The 18,230-nt window shown below is 72.9% G+C and carries 14 protein-coding genes; 6 read left to right on the top strand and 8 right to left on the bottom strand.

All coding sequences use genetic code 11. The features are described from left to right. Positions 1-79 precede the first annotated feature (79 nt). Complete coding sequence (locus tag QCD66_RS29785) at positions 80-613, top strand: AAA family ATPase (RefSeq protein WP_375733872.1); 534 nt, start codon at positions 80-82, stop codon at positions 611-613. A 186-nt stretch (positions 614-799) separates the two neighbouring features. Beyond that, complete coding sequence (gene gatB / locus QCD66_RS29780; protein WP_364208332.1) at positions 800-2,302, top strand: Asp-tRNA(Asn)/Glu-tRNA(Gln) amidotransferase subunit GatB; 1,503 nt, start codon at positions 800-802, stop codon at positions 2,300-2,302. A 44-nt stretch (positions 2,303-2,346) separates the two neighbouring features. Here gatB and QCD66_RS29775 read toward each other — a convergent pair whose 3' ends face one another. From QCD66_RS29775 to QCD66_RS29765, 3 genes are all read right to left on the bottom strand, one after another. After that, entirely contained in the window at positions 2,347-3,957 is a 1,611-nt protein-coding gene (locus QCD66_RS29775) for a metallophosphoesterase (RefSeq protein ID WP_375733873.1), read from the bottom strand. Between the two features lie 77 nt (positions 3,958-4,034). Then, positions 4,035-5,210: a PQQ-dependent sugar dehydrogenase gene (locus QCD66_RS29770; RefSeq protein WP_364208326.1), complete on the bottom strand. Its 1,176-nt coding sequence runs from the start codon at positions 5,208-5,210 to the stop codon at positions 4,035-4,037. Positions 5,211-5,409: 199 nt separating this feature from the next. Continuing rightward, positions 5,410-6,495, bottom strand: coding sequence for a hypothetical protein (locus tag QCD66_RS29765; RefSeq protein WP_364208323.1), 1,086 nt, complete (start codon positions 6,493-6,495; stop codon positions 5,410-5,412). A 213-nt stretch (positions 6,496-6,708) separates the two neighbouring features. On the opposite strand from QCD66_RS29765, the gene QCD66_RS29760 reads away from it, so the two are divergent. After that, a complete protein-coding gene (locus QCD66_RS29760; protein ID WP_375733874.1) occupies positions 6,709-7,344 on the top strand; it encodes a GNAT family N-acetyltransferase in 636 nt (211 codons plus the stop codon). Positions 7,345-7,388: 44 nt separating this feature from the next. Here the strand turns inward: QCD66_RS29760 and QCD66_RS29755 are convergent, their stop codons facing one another. From QCD66_RS29755 to QCD66_RS29745, 3 genes are read right to left on the bottom strand one after another with little or no spacing between them, the layout of a single operon-like run. After that, the gene (locus tag QCD66_RS29755) at positions 7,389-9,731 is read right to left on the bottom strand and encodes an FtsX-like permease family protein (RefSeq protein WP_375733875.1); all 2,343 of its coding nucleotides are present in this window, start codon (positions 9,729-9,731) and stop codon (positions 7,389-7,391) included. A gap of 54 nt (positions 9,732-9,785) precedes the next feature. Further along, complete coding sequence (locus QCD66_RS29750; RefSeq protein ID WP_364208314.1) at positions 9,786-10,505, bottom strand: ABC transporter ATP-binding protein; 720 nt, start codon at positions 10,503-10,505, stop codon at positions 9,786-9,788. Beyond that, the gene (locus tag QCD66_RS29745) at positions 10,502-11,026 is read right to left on the bottom strand and encodes a PadR family transcriptional regulator (RefSeq protein WP_357532732.1); all 525 of its coding nucleotides are present in this window, start codon (positions 11,024-11,026) and stop codon (positions 10,502-10,504) included. Before QCD66_RS29745 ends, QCD66_RS29750 begins: the two co-directional genes overlap by 4 nt. A gap of 129 nt (positions 11,027-11,155) precedes the next feature. On the opposite strand from QCD66_RS29745, the gene QCD66_RS29740 reads away from it, so the two are divergent. After that, positions 11,156-12,763 carry an ArnT family glycosyltransferase gene (locus QCD66_RS29740; RefSeq protein ID WP_375733876.1) on the top strand — a complete coding sequence of 536 codons (1,608 nt, stop codon included), beginning with the start codon at positions 11,156-11,158 and terminating at the stop codon, positions 12,761-12,763. Positions 12,764-12,859: 96 nt separating this feature from the next. Beyond that, positions 12,860-13,786 carry a 2-hydroxyacid dehydrogenase gene (locus QCD66_RS29735; protein ID WP_364208307.1) on the top strand — a complete coding sequence of 309 codons (927 nt, stop codon included), beginning with the start codon at positions 12,860-12,862 and terminating at the stop codon, positions 13,784-13,786. Positions 13,787-13,805: 19 nt separating this feature from the next. Here QCD66_RS29735 and QCD66_RS29730 read toward each other — a convergent pair whose 3' ends face one another. Next, complete coding sequence (locus tag QCD66_RS29730; protein ID WP_357532728.1) at positions 13,806-14,180, bottom strand: PH domain-containing protein; 375 nt, start codon at positions 14,178-14,180, stop codon at positions 13,806-13,808. Between the two features lie 129 nt (positions 14,181-14,309). Here QCD66_RS29730 and QCD66_RS29725 point away from each other — a divergent pair, with 129 nt between their 5' ends. Beyond that, positions 14,310-16,955 (top strand): putative bifunctional diguanylate cyclase/phosphodiesterase, encoded by a 2,646-nt coding sequence (locus QCD66_RS29725; RefSeq protein ID WP_375733877.1) that lies wholly within the window; start codon positions 14,310-14,312, stop codon positions 16,953-16,955. Between the two features lie 21 nt (positions 16,956-16,976). On the opposite strand, the gene QCD66_RS29720 is transcribed toward QCD66_RS29725, so the two are convergent. Continuing rightward, on the bottom strand, positions 16,977-17,999 hold the full coding sequence (locus tag QCD66_RS29720; RefSeq protein WP_375733878.1) for a LacI family DNA-binding transcriptional regulator: 1,023 nt from the start codon (positions 17,997-17,999) through the stop codon (positions 16,977-16,979). Positions 18,000-18,230: the final 231 nt, after the last annotated feature.

Below are 18,230 nucleotides of genomic sequence, written 5' to 3'. Positions count from 1 at the left end.
CGGACGAGACCGGCAGGATCGCCCCGAAGGGGCGCTCAACGACCTGTCCGCGGATCTCGCTGCCGTCATTCCCGGGGTCGTGCGGGTCCGGCTGAACGAGGACGAAGCCCGCCGCCGACGGCAGGTTGAGGTCGTACAACGCGACGAGGCACCGTTCTCCGCCGAGGTCGTGTCCGATGGCACGCTGCGGGCGATCGCGTTGCTCGCCGCGCTCTACGATCCCCGCGGCGCGGGACTGATCTGCTTCGAGGAGCCGGAGAACGGCATCTACCCGCAGCACCTTGCCCAGTTCGTCAGGTACCTGCGAAACCTGGTCACCCGGGCCATCGATACGGCCCCCCAGCGTGGAACAGCACTGACCCAGTTGGTTCTCAGCAGCCACTCGCCCGCCATCCTGCGGGCGCTTGCCGAAGGGGATGCCGGGCGCCACGGCAACGCGGTGTTCCTGGATGTCGTGACCCGAGCCCGTCGTGGGGAACCGCGTAGCCGAGTGACCCGGCCCCGGTGGGTCGGCGGCAACCAGCTCGCCATCGACGAGGTCATGGACATCGGCTCGGTAGTCAGTCGGGCCGAGATCGCCGAGTTCGAGGTCATGGCCGCGTTGGACCGCTGATGCGCTACCTGACCTCCGCCGACCATTTCGCGCAACTGGGCCACGCTGGATGAGGTCGCTGACGCCCAATCGACGAGCGGTGTGGCCCGGGTCGGCGATCGGGTGGCCACACCCCGACAGGGCGGCGCGGTGCTGCACTAGGCTGGTGCACGTTCTGTCCGGATGCCGTCGTGAGCTGGAGTGTTGATGAGCACGATCGTCCTGCCGCCGTACGACGACGTCGTCGCGCGCTACGAGCCGGTGATCGGCCTGGAGACGCACGTCGAGCTGGGCACGAACACGAAGATGTTCTGTGGCTGCCCGACCGACTTCGGTGGCGAGCCCAACACCCGGGTCTGCCCGGTCTGTCTCGGGCTGCCCGGCTCGCTGCCGGTCGCAAACCGGGCGGCGATCGAGGCGACGATCCGGATCGGGCTGGCGCTCAACTGCTCGATCGCGTCGTGGTGCCGCTTCGCCCGGAAGAACTACTTCTACCCGGACATGCCGAAGAACTTCCAGATCAGCCAGTACGACGAGCCGCTGTGCGTCGACGGCTGGCTGGACGTCGAGGTCGACGGTGAGATGGTCCGGATCGGCATCGAGCGGGTGCACCTCGAGGAGGACACCGGCAAGACGCTGCACATCGGCGGCGCGACCGGGCGGATCCACGGTGCGACCGAATCGCTGGTCGACTACAACCGGGCCGGTATCCCGCTGGTCGAGATCGTCACCAAGCCGATCCCGGGCACGGGCGCCAAGGCGCCTGAGGTGGCCCGGGCCTACGTCACCGAACTGCGCGATGTGCTCCGTTCCCTGGGCGTCTCCGACGTACGCATGGAGGAGGGCTCGCTGCGCTGCGACGTCAACACGTCGCTGAACGTTCCCGGCGGCCCGTGGGGCACCCGCACCGAGACCAAGAACGTCAACTCGCTGCGCTCGGTCGAGCGGGCCGTCCGGTCGGAGATGCTGCGCCAGGCGGCGGTGCTGGACGGCGGCGGAAAGATCGTGCAGGAGACCCGGCACTTCCACGAGGACACCGGCGACACCACCCCGGGCCGCTCGAAGGAGACGGCGACCGACTACCGCTACTTCCCCGAGCCCGACCTGGTGCCGCTCGCGCCGGACGCCGCCTGGGTGGAGGAGCTGCGGACGGCCCTGCCCGAGCTGCCGCGGGTGCACCGCAAGCGGCTCCAGGAGCAGTGGGGCCTGTCCGACCTCGACATGCAGTCGGTACTGAACGCCGGCGCGGTCGAGCTGATCGAGCAGACCATCGCCGCCGGTGCGACGCCGGCCGGTGCCCGCAAGTGGTGGCTGGGCGAGCTGTCCCGGCGCGCCAACGAGCAGGGCATCGAGCTGGCCGCCGTGGGCGCCACCCCGGAGCACGTGGCCGAGCTGCAGCGGCTGGTCGACGAGGGCAAGCTCAACGACAAGCTGGCCCGTGGGGTGCTCGAAGGCGTCGTCGCCGGGGAGGGCACCCCGTCGGAGATCATGACCGCCCGTGGCCTGGAGGTCGTCTCCGACACCGGCGCGCTGACCGCCGCCGTGGACGAGGCGATCGCCGCCAACCCGGCCATCGCCGACAAGATCCGGGACGGCAAGGTCGCCGCCGCCGGTGCCCTGGTCGGTGCGGTCATGAAGGCCACCCGGGGCCAGGCCGACGCCAAGACCGTACGCGACCTCGTCCTGTCCCGGCTCGGCGTCGAGGGCTGAATTCGCCGATTCGGCCGGCGCCACGCGGGCGCCGGCCGAATCGTTCAGCGGGTCGGGGACGGGGTCGGTGCCGTCGGTGACGGCGAACCGTTGAGCGGTTCCTCCGGCACCTCGGGTTTGATCACGTGCCGCTCCAGTGCCACCTGCGACTGCCCGGTGCCGCCGACCTGGATGTCGTCGTACGCCTGGAGAGCCTTCTCGGCGTCGAAGTAGAGCACCGACATGGCCAGTGGCAGCGGCTCCTCGCCTTCGAGGCCGCGTAGCCCGGCGCCGCCGGTCGACCCCTGCACCAGCAGGCGGGTCGCCTGCTGGTCGGGGACCTGGCCCAGCATGCTCTCGGCACGTTTGTGGGTGTGGCCGGCCAGCACCAGCGGGGTCACGCCGGACAGCGGCCCGGCCGACGCCGGATCGTGGACGAGCGCGATGTCGACCGGCTCCGGGGTGGCCCGGATCGTGTCGGCGAGCCGCTGCCCGACCCCCTGGATCTGCTCCGTGGCCTGCTTCGTCTGGCCGGATCCGGCCGGGGACGTCTCCTTGTCCGGGGTGAAGCGCGGGTCGCCGATCCCGGCGATGCTCAGCCCGGCGACGTTCGCGACGGTGTTGTCGAGCACGACCGAGTTGCGCTGGCCGCCGATCGCCGCCTCGGTGGTCGGCGAGTCGTGGTTGCCGCGGATGTAGACGTACGGAACGCCGAGCAGGCCGATCGAGCCGACGAAGGACGCCTCCGGCTCGCTGCCCCAGTCGGTGATGTCGCCGGTGTCGATCACCGCGTCGATGTCCCACTGCTCGACGATGGTGCGGATGATCTGCCAGGCGGTCGGGTTGAGGTGCAGGTCCGACACGTGCAGGATGCGGGTCGTGCCCTCGGCCGGCTCGTAGACCGGCAGCGTCGACACCGTCGTGTAGATCCGGCCGACGTTGCCGATCAGTCGCTGCAACTGCTCGGAGTATTTCGTGTAGTCGTTGGCGATCCGCCGCGCGTCACCGACGATCGCCGGTGCGTTGACCAGGAGTCCTTCGTACCGTGGCTCCTCGATCGACTGCGGGCGCAGGGTGAGCGCGGCCGTGCCGAGACTGCCGGCGGTGATCGCGAGCGCCAGCGCGCCGGACCAGGCGACCCGGCGTACGTTTCGGAACACCAGCGCCGACAGCACGAGGGTGGAGAGCACGGACACCGCGATCGTCTGCGCGCCGAGCCGGACGATTCCCGTGGTCACGTCGTGTACGGCGGTCTGGCTGGCCCGGGTGATCCCGGCCGGGTCGCCGATGAGTGCCTCGGTGCGGCGCTGGTCGAGCGCCCCGAGCCGGACGTTGAGGTGGGCCGGCCCGTCGTGGCTGTCGAGTTGCAGGGCGCCCAGCGGCGGGATGCTGAACGTGGTGCCGCCGTCGGTCGACGGGGTGATCGACATTTCGGCGGTGAACGGCCCGACGTCGATCTGGTTGCGGGCCCCGATGAGTACGCCCGCCACGACGCCGACGAGGGTGACGACGAGGACGGCCAGCCCCATCCCGATCCGGCGGCTGGCCCGCGACGCGGCGGCGCGCTGGAGGTACCGGCCTGTGGCGCGTACGCCGCCCGGCAGCGGCCGGCCGCGCACCGCTGTCTCCGGCGTACCTTCGGCAGCACGGTCCTTGCCGGTTTTGTCCTCTTCCATGCTCACATCATCACCCTGCCCACGCGGCGATCTTGTGAAACGAACGCGCGTCGCGCGCGAATCTCGGCTGCCCGTCGTCAGCTCTTACCCGCTCCGCCGCCGGAGAAGACCAACCGGAGGATGCGGTCGTCATCCGGCGCCGGCTCCCCCCGTCCGTCGTGATTGGAGGTGGTGACCCAGACCGACCCGTCCGGGGCGGTGACGGCGGTACGCAGCCGGCCGTACTCGCCGGTCAGCATCGCCCGGGGCTGCCCGAACACGGTGCCGGATCCGGTCAGTTCGACCAGCCACAGCCGTTCGCCGCGCAGACACGCCGCGATCAGCAGCCGCTCCAGCGCCGCGACGCCCGAGCACGACGACTCGTCGGTCCGCCAGGTGACCAGCGGATCGACAAATCTGGGGTCGCTGCCCCTGCCTTCCTTCTCGGGCCAGCCGTAGTTCTTACCCGGCTCGATCAGATTAATCTCGTCCCACGAACTCTGGCCGAACTCGGTCGCGTAGAGGCGGCCCTCGCCGTTCCAGGCGATGCCCTGCACGTTGCGGTGGCCGAGCGACCAGACCAGCGAGTTGGGGAACGGGTTTCCGGCGGCGGGCTTGCCGTCCGGCGTCATCCGCAGGATCTTGCCGCCGAGACTCTCCCGGTCCTGGGCCAGCCCGCGCTCCGACGCGTCGCCGGTGGTGACGTAGAGGAAACCGTCCGGGCCGAACGCGATCCGGCCGCCGTTGTGGATGCCGGACAGCGGGATGCCGGTGACCACCGGGGTCGGCTCGCCGCCGAGGGTCAGCCGGGCGACCCGGTTGTCGTCCTCGGTCGAGTAGTAGACGTACACCGTCTGGTCGGTGGCGTAGTCGGGCGACACGGCGATGCCCATCAGCCCGCCCTCGCCGGCCGCGTCGACCTCGTCGAGGGTCTGCACGGTGGTGACCTTGAGGCCGTTCGTGTCCGACTCCGGACCGACCTTCAGGATCTTGGCGGTGTCCCGCTCGGTGACCAATGCCCCGCCGTCGGGCAGGAACGCCACCCCCCACGGCACGCGCAGTCCCTTGGCCAGCACCGTCGAGGCGACCTCCTGGCCGGCGCCGGCGGGCGGGGTCGCCGACACCGACGGGGTCGGGAACGTCGGCGGCTCGCCGGCCGGGTCCGGGGGCGGGTCGCCGAAGGCGCAACCGCTGGTCAGGAGGACCAGCGCGGCGACGGCGGCGACGGCCGCGCGGGTGCGGCCGACACGGGAGTACGGGGGACGGGCGTTCACCCCACCCACCCTATCCGGGTGACGCCCCGATCCCGTACGTCCCGTCCCGCCCTCCGCCCGCCGGGTCGGTCGCTCTCGCCCGGCGCTTCATGATCGCGCCGATCAAGGAGAAGTGGTCCGGCATTCGTCGCGTACCGGACGCGACTTCTCCTTGATCAGCGGGCCTGCCGGCCCCGGCGCGGGGCGGGCGCGGCGCGGGTCAGTCCTTGGAGGTGAAGGTGGACAGGAAGCGGTACGGCACCACGGTGCCGGCGTTGTTGAAGCAGATGATCGAGACGTTGGCGTCGAGTCCGACGTACGTCCACGGCCACGTCAGGTGGCAGTACTCGGGGCCGGTGCCCTGGGCGACCACCTGTGCGTGTGTCTCGGCGAAGGCGAGCTGGGGGTAGGTCAACTGCCAGATCGGCCCGCCGGACAGCGTGTTGAACCCGAAGCCGAGCAGATAGTTGAAGTTGGTCTGACCGGCGAACGGCGAGAAGTAACCGAAGTACTTCGGCGGCGCGAAGGAGCCGATCACCGACCGCTCGCGGTGGTACGACAGGTTGAATTCGGTGGCGGTCAGCACGCCGCCCTGGTTGAAACAGGTGACGATGGCGACGATGTCGAGCCCGCTGGGGCCCCAGTTACCGATCTTGCAGCGGCGCGGGGCACCGCCCGGGTTGATCGCCGTCACCTGGAGGTTGCCGGACGGGCCGGCGGTCCCCCCGACGCCCGCGAGGGTGACCTGGTACTGCCCGGGTGGGCCGGGAAGCACGCCGACGCCGCCCCCGGTCGAGTTGTACGCCTGCACGATGCCGCCGGCGGCGGTGGACCGTACGTAGGCGTGGGTGCCCTGGCTGACCGGGACGACGCCGGAACTCAACGTCCAGAGGATCGTGAACGCGGTGTCGGAGGGGCTGCCGCCGGGCGCGTGGCACTGCACGGTGACGAGCTGGTCGCCGCCGGCCGGGACCGAGCTGACCACCTCGCAGTAGTGGCCGGTGCGGTTGACCGGCGTCACGTGGACGATGCCGGGGACCGACGTGGCGAGCTGGGGGAACCTGACCTGGAACCGGCCGAGGGCGAGCTTGCCGCCCAGTGCCCACAGCCCCGGGAAGCCCGGCTTCCAGCTTCCCCACTGGCGGGTGGTGTTGAGGATGGACCAGGTGGGCACGGTCGGGTTGTCGACGAGGGCGAAGCCCCAGCGGTCGGCGGCGGCCGCCTGCGCCGGGGCGGCCCCGGTCGGTACGACGGCCACCAGTGCCGCGACGAGCGCGGCGGCGAGTATGAAGGGACGGATACGCATAACCACTCCCATCGAATGAGGTCGATTGGGAGTCGAGCATTACATTGTCAACTATCTATATCTGTCAGATCTTGCGCTCAGTCAGCATGGTGCCGAACCCGCCAACCGCCCCTATCCCGGGCCTCGACGCCACGATCCCGACCGCCGGCTGCCCCGGCGTCACAGCAGGCGGTACGGTTTGCGTCGCAGCACCGATCCCGGAAAGGGGAGCACGTGGCACGCTCGGACCAGCGGCCCGCGCGGGTTCGCCGGGTGGGGCCGGAAGCCGTCGCCGACGTGTCGGCCGTGCTGGCCGAGGCGTTCGACGGCTACCCGTTCACCGGATGGACGGTCGCCGCCGACCGGCACCGGGACCGCCTCACCGGGCTGTTCCAGCTCACCGTCGAGCGGGTCGGCGTGCCGTACGGGGAGGTCTGGGCGGCCGACGGCGCCGACGGCCGGATCGCCGGCGCGGCCGTGTGGCTGTGGCCGGACCGGGAGATACCCGCGCCGGTGTGGGCCGGGCTCGCCCCGATGGAGGCGGAGTACGCCGGAGACCGCCGCGCGGCGATGGAACTGGCCGGCACCATCTCCGCCGAACTGCGTCCGGACAGCCCGCACCTGGTGCTCGCCACCGTCGGCGTACGGCCCTCCGCGCGTGGGCGGGGGATCGGGCCGGCGCTGCTCGCGCCGGCACTCGCCGAGGCGGACCGCACCGGCACACCGGCCTACCTGGAGACGTCGGCCCCGGCCAACCTCGACTTCTACCGCCGGCTGGGTTTCGCCGTACGGGCCCGGGCCCAGATCCCCGGCGGCCCCCAGGTCTGGGCGATGCACCGCCCTCCGGCCGTACCGCCCACCGCCACCTGAGCCGAAGCGGGCCTGCCGGGACCGGTCACGGCAGGCCCACCCGCTCATTCCGTACGCAGCCCGTCCGGGCGCATCAGCCGCCACAGGACCGGCAGGCTCAGTACGGTGACCAGCAGCACCACCCCGGCGGCCACCCCGGTGATCTGGCCGATGCTGGTCCAGTCGATCCGGACCGAGAGGTCGACCATCGACATCAGCACCGCGCCGAGCCCCAGCCCCACACCGATCGCCAGGGCCAGCCCGAGCACCACCGGTACGGCGGTCTGCAACAGCACCGACCAGGTCAGCGTGCTGCGCCGGGTCCCGAACGCGACCAGTACGGCGAGCAGCCGCTGACGTTCCCGGAGCTGCTCCAGGGTGGTCACGAGCATGCTGGCGCCGATCAGCAGCAGGGTCAGCACGGCGCCGACGAACAGGCCCAGCCGGATGTCGGCGAACCGGTCGTTCTCCCGCAACGCCACCCGCTCGATGACCGAGAGGTAGGGGCTCGCCTTGACCGCGGTGGTACGCAGGTGCTCGACGGCGTCCGGCTCGGCCGGGTCGAGGTTGACGTAGAACTCGACCCGGCCGTGTCGCAGGACGTCCGGCGGTAGTGCCTCCGGCGTCACGTACAGCCGGGCGGCGTCCTGTAGTGGTGAGTCCGGGTGCGCGGCGACCATCCGGGTGCCGGCGGGAATCGTCCACTCCGTCGCCGTACCGCCGCTCATCACGACCCGCTCACCCGGCTTCGGCGCCGGCGCGTCGGGGACCGGCTGGGCGGCCTCGCTCATGAAGACGTCCCCGGCGGCACAGCTTTCCAACCGGGCGAACTCGGCCAGCATGGCGCAGTCGCCGACGACCAGGTGCACCCCGGCCGGCAGGCCCCCCGGCGCGGGCTCGGCGACGCTGGCGGCGTACACGGTGCTGAAGCCGGAGACGTCGCGTATCCCGGTCGTCTCGCGCAACCGCCGGAGGGCCGACTCGGTCTCCGAGTGGCCGCCCAGGGACCAGCCCCACACCTGGAACTGGGCCCGCTCGGGGTCCTGCCCCGTCTCCTCCACGTAGTCGGCGCTCACCCCGGCGAAGAGCATCTGCAGGGCGATCGCGCCCGCCGAGGCGACCGCGATGCCACTGACGACGCGGGCCGACGTACCGCTGCTGAGCTGTAGCCGCCGGGTGGCGAGCTGCCACGGCACCGCGCCGCCCGACAACCGCCCGACCACCGCCTCGACCAGCCAGGGCAGCAGGACGGCCACGCCGATCAGCAGCAGCACCGCCCCGGCCGCGATCTGCGTCTCGTTGCCGCCCCCGGATTCCGCGTCGATCGTGCCGATCAGCGGGGTGAGCAGGGCCAGCCCGAGGACCGGGGGCACCAGCCGCCACCAGAGCCGGCGCCGGGTGCCGGCGGCGTGCCGGACCACACCGAGCGGTTCGATGACCACCCGGCGCAGGGCGAAGACGGTCACGGCCACCGCGGCGGCGGGTACGGCCAGCACGATGAGCAGGGCGAGCGGCAGGGTCGGCCGGATGTCACCGGCGAAAAGGGTCACGTCGGCGACGGTGACCAGCTCCACCAGTTGCCGCCCGGCGAAGAAACAGACGGCGCCGACGCCGAGCCCGAGGACCGACGCGAACGCCGCCTCACCGGCGGCGATCCGGCGGGTCATCGCGCCGTCCGCGCCGACCAGCCGCAACGCGGCGAGCCGTCGGTCCCGGCGGTCGCTGCCGGACCGTACGGCCGCGCCGATGAAGACCGCGACCGGCAACAGCAGTACGGCGAGGATGACCACGGTGAGCATGAGGAGGACCGGGTCCAGCCCTTCGCTGTCGTCCGGCGTCCCGAACCCGTCGATCCGGCGGGCGTGATCGGGGTCGAGGCTGTCGCTGCCCAGGTAGAACGCGTGCTCCAGCGCGCCGCCCAGCCCCTCGTCACCGATCGTGCCGACGATCCGGGCGTCGAGCCGCTCGCGCAGCAGGGCACCGTCCGGGCCGGTGAGCAGTTTCTCCAGGCTGGGGGAGACGACCATCTCGCCCGGACCGGGCAGTTCGGTCACCCCCGGCGGCCGGGGTGCGTCGGGCCCCTCGGGTTGCAGCATCCGGCCGTAGACGTGCTCGCCCCGGTATCTGGTGCCGACGTCGACGATCAGCAGCGTGTCGTCGCCGGCGGGCAGTTCCTGTTGGGTGAAGCGCAGGTCGGAGCGGGCGGAGGTGCGTTCCGAGCGCGCGTCGAGCATGTTGGGAATGGCGGCGGAGACCAGCAGCAGGGCCACGCCGAGCCCGACCCCGACCGCGGTCAGGACCGTACGCGTCCAGCCCTCCCGGCCGCCGCTGACCGCCAGCCGGCAACCGAGGACCAGGTCGGTGATCCACCGCCCGACGCCGACCCTTCGCCTACTTCGCTCGGTCATGCGTCACCTCGCTTCGCTCGGTGGCCGCATGACCGGGGCAGAACCCGCGCTCGGTCATCGGCCGGTCAGCTCCATCTCGCGGGTCCGGCCGTCGCGCACCACGATCTCCCGATCCGAGTACGCCGCGACGCGCGGCTCGTGGGTCACCAGCACCACGGCGGCGCCGGTCTCCCGGGCGGCCTCGGTCAGCAGCGTCATGACCCGCTCGCCGTTGAGCGAGTCGAGGGCACCGGTCGGCTCGTCGGCGAAGACCACCCGTGGGCCGGTGACCAGCGAGCGGGCGACCGCGACCCGCTGGCCCTGGCCGCCGGAGATCTCGCCGGGGCGCTTGTGCGCGACGTCGGTGACCTCCAGCCGCTCCAGCCATTCGGTGGCCCGGCGTTCGGCCGCCCGGCGCCGGTGCCCGTCCAGCCGCAGCGGTAGGGCGACGTTTTCCAGGCAGGTCAGTTCGGGCACCAGTTGGCCGAACTGGAAGACGAACCCGAACTCGCTGCGGCGCAGCGCGCTGCGGGCGGCGTCCGACATGCCCGACAGTTCACGGCCGCGGTAGACGATCCGGCCGCTGTCGGGAGCGACGATCCCGGCCGCGCAGTGCAGCAGGGTCGACTTTCCGGAGCCGGACGGTCCCATGATCGCGACGACCTCGCCCGCGGCGAGTTCCATCGACGCGCCGGCGAGGGCGGTGGTGGGACCGAACGACTTGTGCAGGTCGACGGCGGTGAGCAGGGTCTCGCTCGGCAGGCTCCGGGCGCCCGCGTCGGTCGCGTGTTTCATGGCCGTACCTCCTGCGCGAGTTGGTCGAGGCGGGCGGCGGTGAGTTCGAGCCACCGCAGGTCGGCCTCGAGGTGGAACAGCGCATAGTCGCAGATGAGGTGGTCGGGCAGGCCACCGTTGTTCTTGCGGCGGGTCAGTTCGCGCATGAGGCGCAGGTGTTCGGCCCGCTGGGTGTCGAGGATCTCGGCGGCGGGGCGTCCGGTCAGCAGCGCCAGCACGACCTTGGAGTAGAGGGTGTTCTGGAGGTAGAGGTCGGGCTTTTCGGGCTGGGCGAGCCAGCGTTGCACGTCGGTGATCCCGGCGTCGGTGATGGCGTACCGCTTGCGCTCCGGGCCGCCGCCGGGCTCCACCCCGTCGACCTCGATGAGGCCGTTCTTGAGCAGCCGGGAGAGGGTCGCGTAGACCTGCCCGTAGGCCAGTGGCCGGCCCTGGCCGAACCGTTCGTCGTATGTGCGCTTCAGGTCGTAGCCGTGCGACGGCCGAGACTCCAGCAGCCCCAGGAACGTCTGTCCGATTGCCATGGGGGGGACACTACACCACGCGTATACACCGTGCGTATACGCGTGGTGTGTACGGCGTTTTGTCTGGTCGGTGGCGACTGCGGGGAGCCGGCCCCCGCCGGGTCGGTAAGCCGTGAAAGACTGCCCGGCATGGTCACCGAGCAGGCTCTCGCGCCCGCCCCGGTGACCAGCCGACGGTGGCGACCCACCCCCGTCGGGGTCGCGCTGGCCCTCGCCGTGGCCGGCGTCGGCTACCGCCTCGCGGTGCTCCTCGCGCAGGCCCCGCCGACCAACAGCGACGAGGCCACCACCGGCCTGGTCGCCCTCCACATGAGCCAGGGCCGGGAGTTCCCGCTCTTCTTCTACGGCCAGCACTACATGGGGGCGCTGGAGTCCTACCTGGCCACGCCGCTGTTCCTGCTGGCCGGGCCGTCGGTGCTCGCCGTACGCCTGCCCAACCTGCTGCTCTACACCGCCTTCCTGGCCCTGATGTGGCGGCTGACCAGCCGCCTCTACTCGCCGTGGCTGGCCGCCTTCACCGTCGGCCTGCTGGCGCTGGGCTCCGACCGGATCCTGAAGAACCAACTCGTGGCCGGCGGCGGCTATCCCGAGATGAATCCGGCCGGCGCCCTGCTGATGCTGCTCGCGGTCAACCTCGGCCTGGGCGTCGTACGCCGCCGCACCGCCGCGTACGCCGTCTTCGGTCTGGTCGCCGGCCTCACCCTCTGGGACGACTGGCTGGTCCTGCCGTACGTCGGCGCGGCCGGCCTGCTGCTGCTCGTGACCGGCTGGCGTGAGCTGCGGGGCCGCCCCGGCGCCGCGCTCGCGGCCGGGCTGGTGGTGGGACTGGTGCCGATCGTCGTCCACAACCTGACCGCCGCGCCGGAGCACCGGTCGCTGGCCGTCTACGCGAACCTCAGCGGTGGGGTCGACGCGTCCTGGCCGGACCGGCTCTTCGGCGGCGTGCTCTTCGGCCTGCCGATGGGCACCGGGCTGTGCGACCCCGGCCGCTGCGCGCCGTGGCAGCTCTTGTGGGGGGTGCTGGCGCCGGTCCTGCTGGTCGTCGCGGGCGTGCTCGCCTGGCGGGGACTGCGCCGGGCACCGGCCGGTGCCGGGTATGCCGGTCCCGGCCCGCGGTGGGTCGTGCCGGCCGGCCGGCTCGCGCTCGTCGTGGCCGCGGCGCTGACCCTGCTCGCATACGCGTCCAGCGGCGCCGCCGGCAGGACGCCGGTGGAGAGCGCCCGCTACCTGTCCTGCCTGCTGATCTCCCTACCGGCCCTGCTCTGGCCGCTGTGGACGCTGGCCACGCGGGGGCGGTGGCGGGTGGCCGGTCGCGTCACGCTGGCGGCCCTGGCCGCCACGATGGTCGCCGCGACGGCCGCGCTCGTCGCCCACCTGCCGGCGTACGGCCGGCAGGCCGACGCCCGCGCGGAGCTGATCGCGGCACTCGACGAGCGCGGGATAACCCGCTTCTACGGCGGCTACTGGACCTGCCTGCCGATCACCCTCGCCACCCGGGAACGGATCGTGTGCGCGGTCATCGACGACGACCTGCGCCCCGGCTGGGACCGCTACGGCCCGCACCGGGACCTGGTCGCAGCCGCCCCCGACCCGGCGTACGTCCTGCCGGCCGGCAGTCCGGCCAGCCGGGCGGTCGGCGCGGCGATCGCCGCGGCGGGGGTGCCCTCGACGATCACGACCGTCGCCGGCCACGACATCCACCAGCCCGCCGGCCGGGTCGGCCTGCCCCGCCGCTGACGAACCCCGGTCGAACCGGTCCACCGCCGGCCGACCTGGCCGGCCGGGGCCGGCGGCCGGCGACTAGGGTCGGGTCATGATCACACGGGTGCTGTCGTGAAGGTCTGGGTCGCGCACGAGCACGGCGTCGGGCTGATGGGCGGGCTGCCGGACGGGGTCACGGTCGAGATCGTGACCGGCCCGGACCGGCTGCCGTCGGACCCCGCCGGGGTGTCGTTCTGGGTCCCGCCGTTCCTCGCCCAGGGCGGCACCGTACGCCTCGCGGAGAAGCTGCCCGACCTGAAGGTGGTGCAACTGCTCTCGGCCGGCGCCGACGCCTGGGTCGGCCGGCTGCCCGCCGGCGTCACGCTCTGCGACGCCCGGGGTGTGCACGACTCGTCCACGGCCGAGTGGGCGGTCACCGCGATCCTGTCGTACCTGCGCGCGTTCCCGCCGTTCATCCGGGCGCAGGCCCGCGGCGAGTGGGCGTACGCGGACTTCACCCCCACCGACGAGCTGGCCGGCAAGCGGGTGCTGATCGTCGGCGCCGGCTCGATCGGCGCGGCACTGGCGGCCCGGCTGGCGCCCTTCGAGGTCGAGCTGACCCGGGTGGCCCGTACGCCCCGGCCGGACGAGGGCGTCCACGGGGTGGCCGACCTGCCCGCCCTGCTGCCCACGGCCGACGTGGTGGTGGTGATCGTGCCGCTGACCGACCAGACCCGGGGCCTGATCGACGCCGGGTTCCTCGCCGCGCTGCCGGACGGGGCGCTGCTGGTCAACGCGGCCCGCGGCCCGGTCGCCGACACGGCGGCCCTGGTGGCCGAACTGTCCACCGGCCGGATCGGCGCGGCGCTCGACGTCACCGACCCGGAACCGCTGCCGGCCGGCCACCCGCTGTGGACGCTGCCGAACGTGCTGATCACCCCACACGTCGCGGGTTCGGTGAAGGGCGTGCTCCCGCGGGCCTACCGGCTCGCCGGGGCCCAGTTGCGCCGGTTCGCCGGCGGTGAACCGCTGGTCAACCAGGTCGCCGACGGATACTGACACCCGCGCGGGCCGGCGGTCAGCCGGTCGCGTCGACCCGGTTGCCGCTCGCCTCGACGAGCCGGGGCAGGTCGGCGGCCCGGACCGCCGGCAGGCCGACCGCGTGCCCGTCGGCCAGCAGCACCATCGCCCGCCCGCGCCGGTCGGCGGCCAGTTCCCGGATCTGCGACCAGGCGATACGCCGGCCGCCGAGCAGCGCCCGGATCCGGATGCCGGCCGGATCGGCGTCGGTGCCGGCCCGCCACGCCCACATCGCCAGCGCGAGCGGCACCAGCAGGATCGGCGCGAGGAACCACGAGACGCTGGCCAGCGGGATCGCGCCGACGAATCCGACGATCGCCGCCACCAGGATCGCCTGCGGATAACGGAACTGGACTGGTCGGGCAGTGGTCACCCCACCATCCTGCCACCCGCCACGGCGCCGGGGCGTAACCTGGTCGCCGCACTCCTCGTTGACCCGTTGATAGGTGCGGTGCCGCCGCACCACGAAACCCTCGCCCCCTCCGCGAAGGTGACCGCCGCCGTGTCAGTGGAACCCCTCCTGCGTGCCCCCGCCCGCCCTGTGCCGATCCGCCTGGTGACCCTGTTCGCCCCCGCCGTCGTGGCGCCGTTCGCGATCGCGGCCGCCCTTTCCGGGGCGGTGTCCGTGCTGGTGGCCGTGGCCGCCGCCGTCGTACCGGTCGCCGCGGTCTGCGCCGCCCGCCTGATCCGGCTCGCGTTGTCCTTCCGGGCCATCGAGAAGCGGACCGGCGGGTGCCGGGGTGCCGGCCTGCTCGGCCTCGGCGTGCTCGCCACCGGCCTGACCGCCGCCGCCCTGCCGCTGGTGCCGGCCGGCCGGCTGCCGTCGGTGGCGCTGGCGGGCCTTGCCGCCGCCACCGTGCTGAGCGTGCTCGGGCTGCTGCTCCTGCCCGGCGCGGCCGTCACCATCTCGGTCCGGCTGCGGCGCGGCTTCGACGGCCTGAGCATGGGCGCCAGCTTCGCCTTCGCCGGGTGGCTGCTGCATCCGGACGGGGCGACTCCCGGGACGGCGCTCGCGGCCGGGCTGGTCGCGGCGGCCGGGCTGTCGATCATCGTGATCACGGCACTGCGCGCGGCCCGCTTCCGGCGGGCCGCACTGCTTTCCGGTGCCGGGGCCAGCGCGACGGTACTCGGCATGACCATTTTTACCTGGCTGCTCGCGTACGACGCGCCGCCCGCCACGCTGCTGGCGGCCGGTGCCGTGCTGGCCGGCGCGCCGCTGCTGACCTGGATCGGGGCGTCGCGCACCGAGGTCGGTGGCCGGCCCCTGGCGCACGGTGAGGCCGAGGGGAACTTCTCCGCCTACCCGCTGCTCACCGTGCCGGCCGTGATCGCCACCCTGGCCGCCGCATACCACCTGGTCACCGTCGGGTCCTTCAACGTGACCTCGATCGTGCTCGGCCTCGCGGTGATCCCGACCCTGGTCGTGCGCGAGGTGCTCTCGGCCCTCGACGTCCGCCGGTACGCCCGCCGCCTCGCCGAACAGGAGGCGCACTTCCGGTCGCTGGTCTCCGGCGCCAACGACCTGACCCTGGTGGTCGGCGAGGACCTGTTGATCCGCTGGCAGTCGCCGGCCGCGGCGCGCCTGTTCGGACTCTCCGACGCCGACGTCCTCGGCCGGGCGTTCCCCGAACTGATGCATCCCGACGACGCCGCCGACGTGACCTCGGCACTGACCGGGGTCCTCACCCGGCGGGCCGCCGACGGCGGTCGCCCGCCGCTGGTCACCGCCCGGCTGGTCGACGGGCACGGGGTGCTGCGCGACACCGAGTCGACCATCAGCGACCAGCGCGGCGTGCCCGAGGTGGGCGCGCTGGTGGTGCACGTACGCGACGTCGGCGAGCGCCGCCACCTCGAACGCACGCTGCACGAGATGGCGTTCACCGACCAGCTCACCGGGCTGGCCAACCGCCGCGAGCTGATGCGGACCATCGTCACCCAGCGGTCGGTGTCCGGGCACACCGGGGCACTGCTCGTCATCGACCTGCACGGCATGGCCGGTATCAACGACGTACGCGGCCGGGAGGTCGGCGACGCGGTGCTGATCGAGGTGGGGCGGCGGCTGCGGGCCACCATCGACCGTGACGACGTCGCCGCCCGGCTGGCCGGCGACGAGTTCGCGATCGTCACGGTCGAGGGGCCGATGCTGGCGTACACCCTGGGCACCCGGCTGCTCGCCGCCCTCACCGAGCCCTACCAGTTGCCGGGCGCGGTCGTGCACCTGCACCTGAGCATCGGCCTGGCCGAGCTGGCCGGCGGGGACGGCGTCGACGACGTGCTGCGCCGGGCCGACCTGGCCCGCCGCCGGGCCCGGCAGCTCGGCCGCAACCGGATCGAGTGGTACGACGCGTACCTCGAGGAGCAGCTGGTTCGTCGGATGGACCTCGAACGGGAGCTGTCCGGTGCCGCCGGACGGGGCGAACTCGACCTGGTCTACCAGCCGGTGCTGGGCCTGCACGACGGTCAGCCGGTCGGGGTGGAGGCGCTGCTGCGCTGGCGCAGCCCGGCGCTGGGCACCGTGCTGCCGGCCGAGCTGCTGCCGGTCGCCGAGGACCTGGCCATCGCCGTCGAGATCGGACGGTGGGTGCTGGACCGGGCGTGCCGCCAGCTCGCCACGTGGTCGCACCCGAGCCGCCCACTGTGGATGGCGGTGAACGTGACGCCGCACGAGCTGGCCGCGCCCGACTTCGTGTCGACCGTGGCGGCCACCCTGGCCGCCCACCACCTGGCCCCGGAGCAGCTCGTCGTCGAGGTCGCCGAGGCCCGGGTCGCCAGTGACGTGCCGACCGTGGTCACGCAGCTCGCCGGCCTGCGGGCCCTCGGCGTACGCACCGCGCTCGACGACTTCGGCGCCGGCCAGGCGTCGCTGGCCCAGCTCCGCCGGCTGCCGGTCGACATCCTCAAGATCGATCGGGCCCTGGTGGCGGATTCCGGCCGGGGCACGCAGAGCAAGCCCCTGATCGACGTGGTGGTCAGCCTCGGCCGCCGGCTCGGGCTGGAGATCGTCGCCGAGGGGCTGGAGACCGACGGGCAGGTCGACCAGGCGCGTGCCGCGGGCTGCCGCTACGGGCAGGGCTTCGCGCTGTCCCGCCCGGCGCCGGCCGAGCGGATGGAGGCGTTCCTGGAGTCCTTCCAGTCCCCGTCCCTGTGAGCTGATCCGGCCGGGGGCCGGTCAGGTGTCGCGGGGCGGGGGACCGGTGCTGCCGCGTGGTGTCAGGTGGGCGGTCTGGTCCTGGAAGTCGTCGACCGGGTCGCCGGCGACGACGGCGAGCAGCCGGCGGGCGGCGTTCGCGCCGTACGCCGGGATGTCGCGGCCGAGTGCGGTCAGCGCGGGATGGACGAGCTGGCACAGTGCCGAGTCGTCCCAGGCCACGATCGACAGGTCGGCGGGTACGGACAGCCCCATCTCCTGGGCCACCGCGAGGCCGGCGATGGCCATCACGTCGTTGTCGTAGAGGATCGCGGTCGGCCGCTCCGGCGAGCTGAGCAGCCGCCGGGTCGCCCGCCCGCCCTCCTCGCCGGTGTAGTCCGACGGCACGGTCACCGCCCGCGACAGCCCGAGCCGGGCGCACAGGTCGGTGAAGGCGCGGGTGCGGATCTCGGTGTGCAGCAGGCCGGGCAGGCCGCCGACCCGGGCGATCCGGTGGTGTCCCAGCGCGACGAGGTATTCGACGGCCTCCACCAGCGCCGCCCCGTCGTCGCACCACACGTTGGCCAGGGTGCCGGTGTGGCCGGGGCCGCCGATCACCATGGCCGGCAGTTGCAGCCGTTCGAGGACCGGGATCCGCCGGTCGTCGACGCGTAGGTCGCAGACGAACACGCCGTCGACGCGGCGTTCGCCCCACCAGCGCCGGAAGACCGCGATCTCGGCCTCCGGGTCGGCGACGACCTGGAGGGTCAGGGCGTACGACCGGGCGGACAGTTCCGCCTCGACGCCGCTGATCAGCTCCATGAAGAACGGTTCGATGCCGAGGGTGCGGGCCGGCCGGCAGAGGGTGAGCCCGACGGCGTTGGCGGCGGCGCCGGACAGGGCGCGGGCGGCGCTGTTGGGGTTGAAGCCGATCTCCTGCGCGATCGCGATGATCCGCTGCCGGGTGGCGGCGGAGACCCCGGGCAGGCCGTTGAGCGCGTAGGAGACGGCGCCCTTGGAGACCCCGGCCCGCCGGGCGATGTCGGCGATCGTCGGCCGTTTCACCGGTCTCCTCTCGGTGTCGCGGGCGGCCGGGCCGTCGACGGCCCCGGCACCGGGCGGGCCCATCAGGTTACCGGTCCGGGGCGGCCCGGCCCACCGGTCAGTTGACCTTTCTCGGTTAAGCAGTGATGGGACCGAGGCAGGTTACCAGTTCGGCATGCGCAGGACACGGGATTGACATGTTCCGATGCCGCCCGTACGGTGTCGTCACTTATCCGGTTCAGTCAACGCTCC

The sequence above is a fragment of the Polymorphospora sp. A560 genome (assembly GCF_045781765.1).
Classification (GTDB): domain Bacteria; phylum Actinomycetota; class Actinomycetes; order Mycobacteriales; family Micromonosporaceae; genus Polymorphospora; species Polymorphospora lycopeni.
The sequence above is the reverse complement of the archived record's forward strand: the minus strand, read 5'-3'. Positions and strand labels throughout refer to the sequence as shown.

Excerpts from the sequence above, each read along its gene's own strand:
- QCD66_RS29765 (WP_364208323.1), bottom strand. The coding sequence starts at position 6,495 with ATGCGTATCCGTCCCTTCATACTCGCCGCCGCGCTCGTCGCGGCACTG.
- QCD66_RS29750 (WP_364208314.1), bottom strand. The coding sequence starts at position 10,505 with ATGAAACACGCGACCGACGCGGGCGCCCGGAGCCTGCCGAGCGAGACC.
- gatB (WP_364208332.1), top strand. The coding sequence starts at position 800 with ATGAGCACGATCGTCCTGCCGCCGTACGACGACGTCGTCGCGCGCTAC.
- QCD66_RS29755 (WP_375733875.1), bottom strand. The coding sequence starts at position 9,731 with ATGACCGAGCGAAGTAGGCGAAGGGTCGGCGTCGGGCGGTGGATCACC.
- QCD66_RS29775 (WP_375733873.1), bottom strand. The coding sequence starts at position 3,957 with ATGGAAGAGGACAAAACCGGCAAGGACCGTGCTGCCGAAGGTACGCCG.
- QCD66_RS29740 (WP_375733876.1), top strand. The coding sequence starts at position 11,156 with ATGGTCACCGAGCAGGCTCTCGCGCCCGCCCCGGTGACCAGCCGACGG.
- QCD66_RS29745 (WP_357532732.1), bottom strand. The coding sequence starts at position 11,026 with ATGGCAATCGGACAGACGTTCCTGGGGCTGCTGGAGTCTCGGCCGTCG.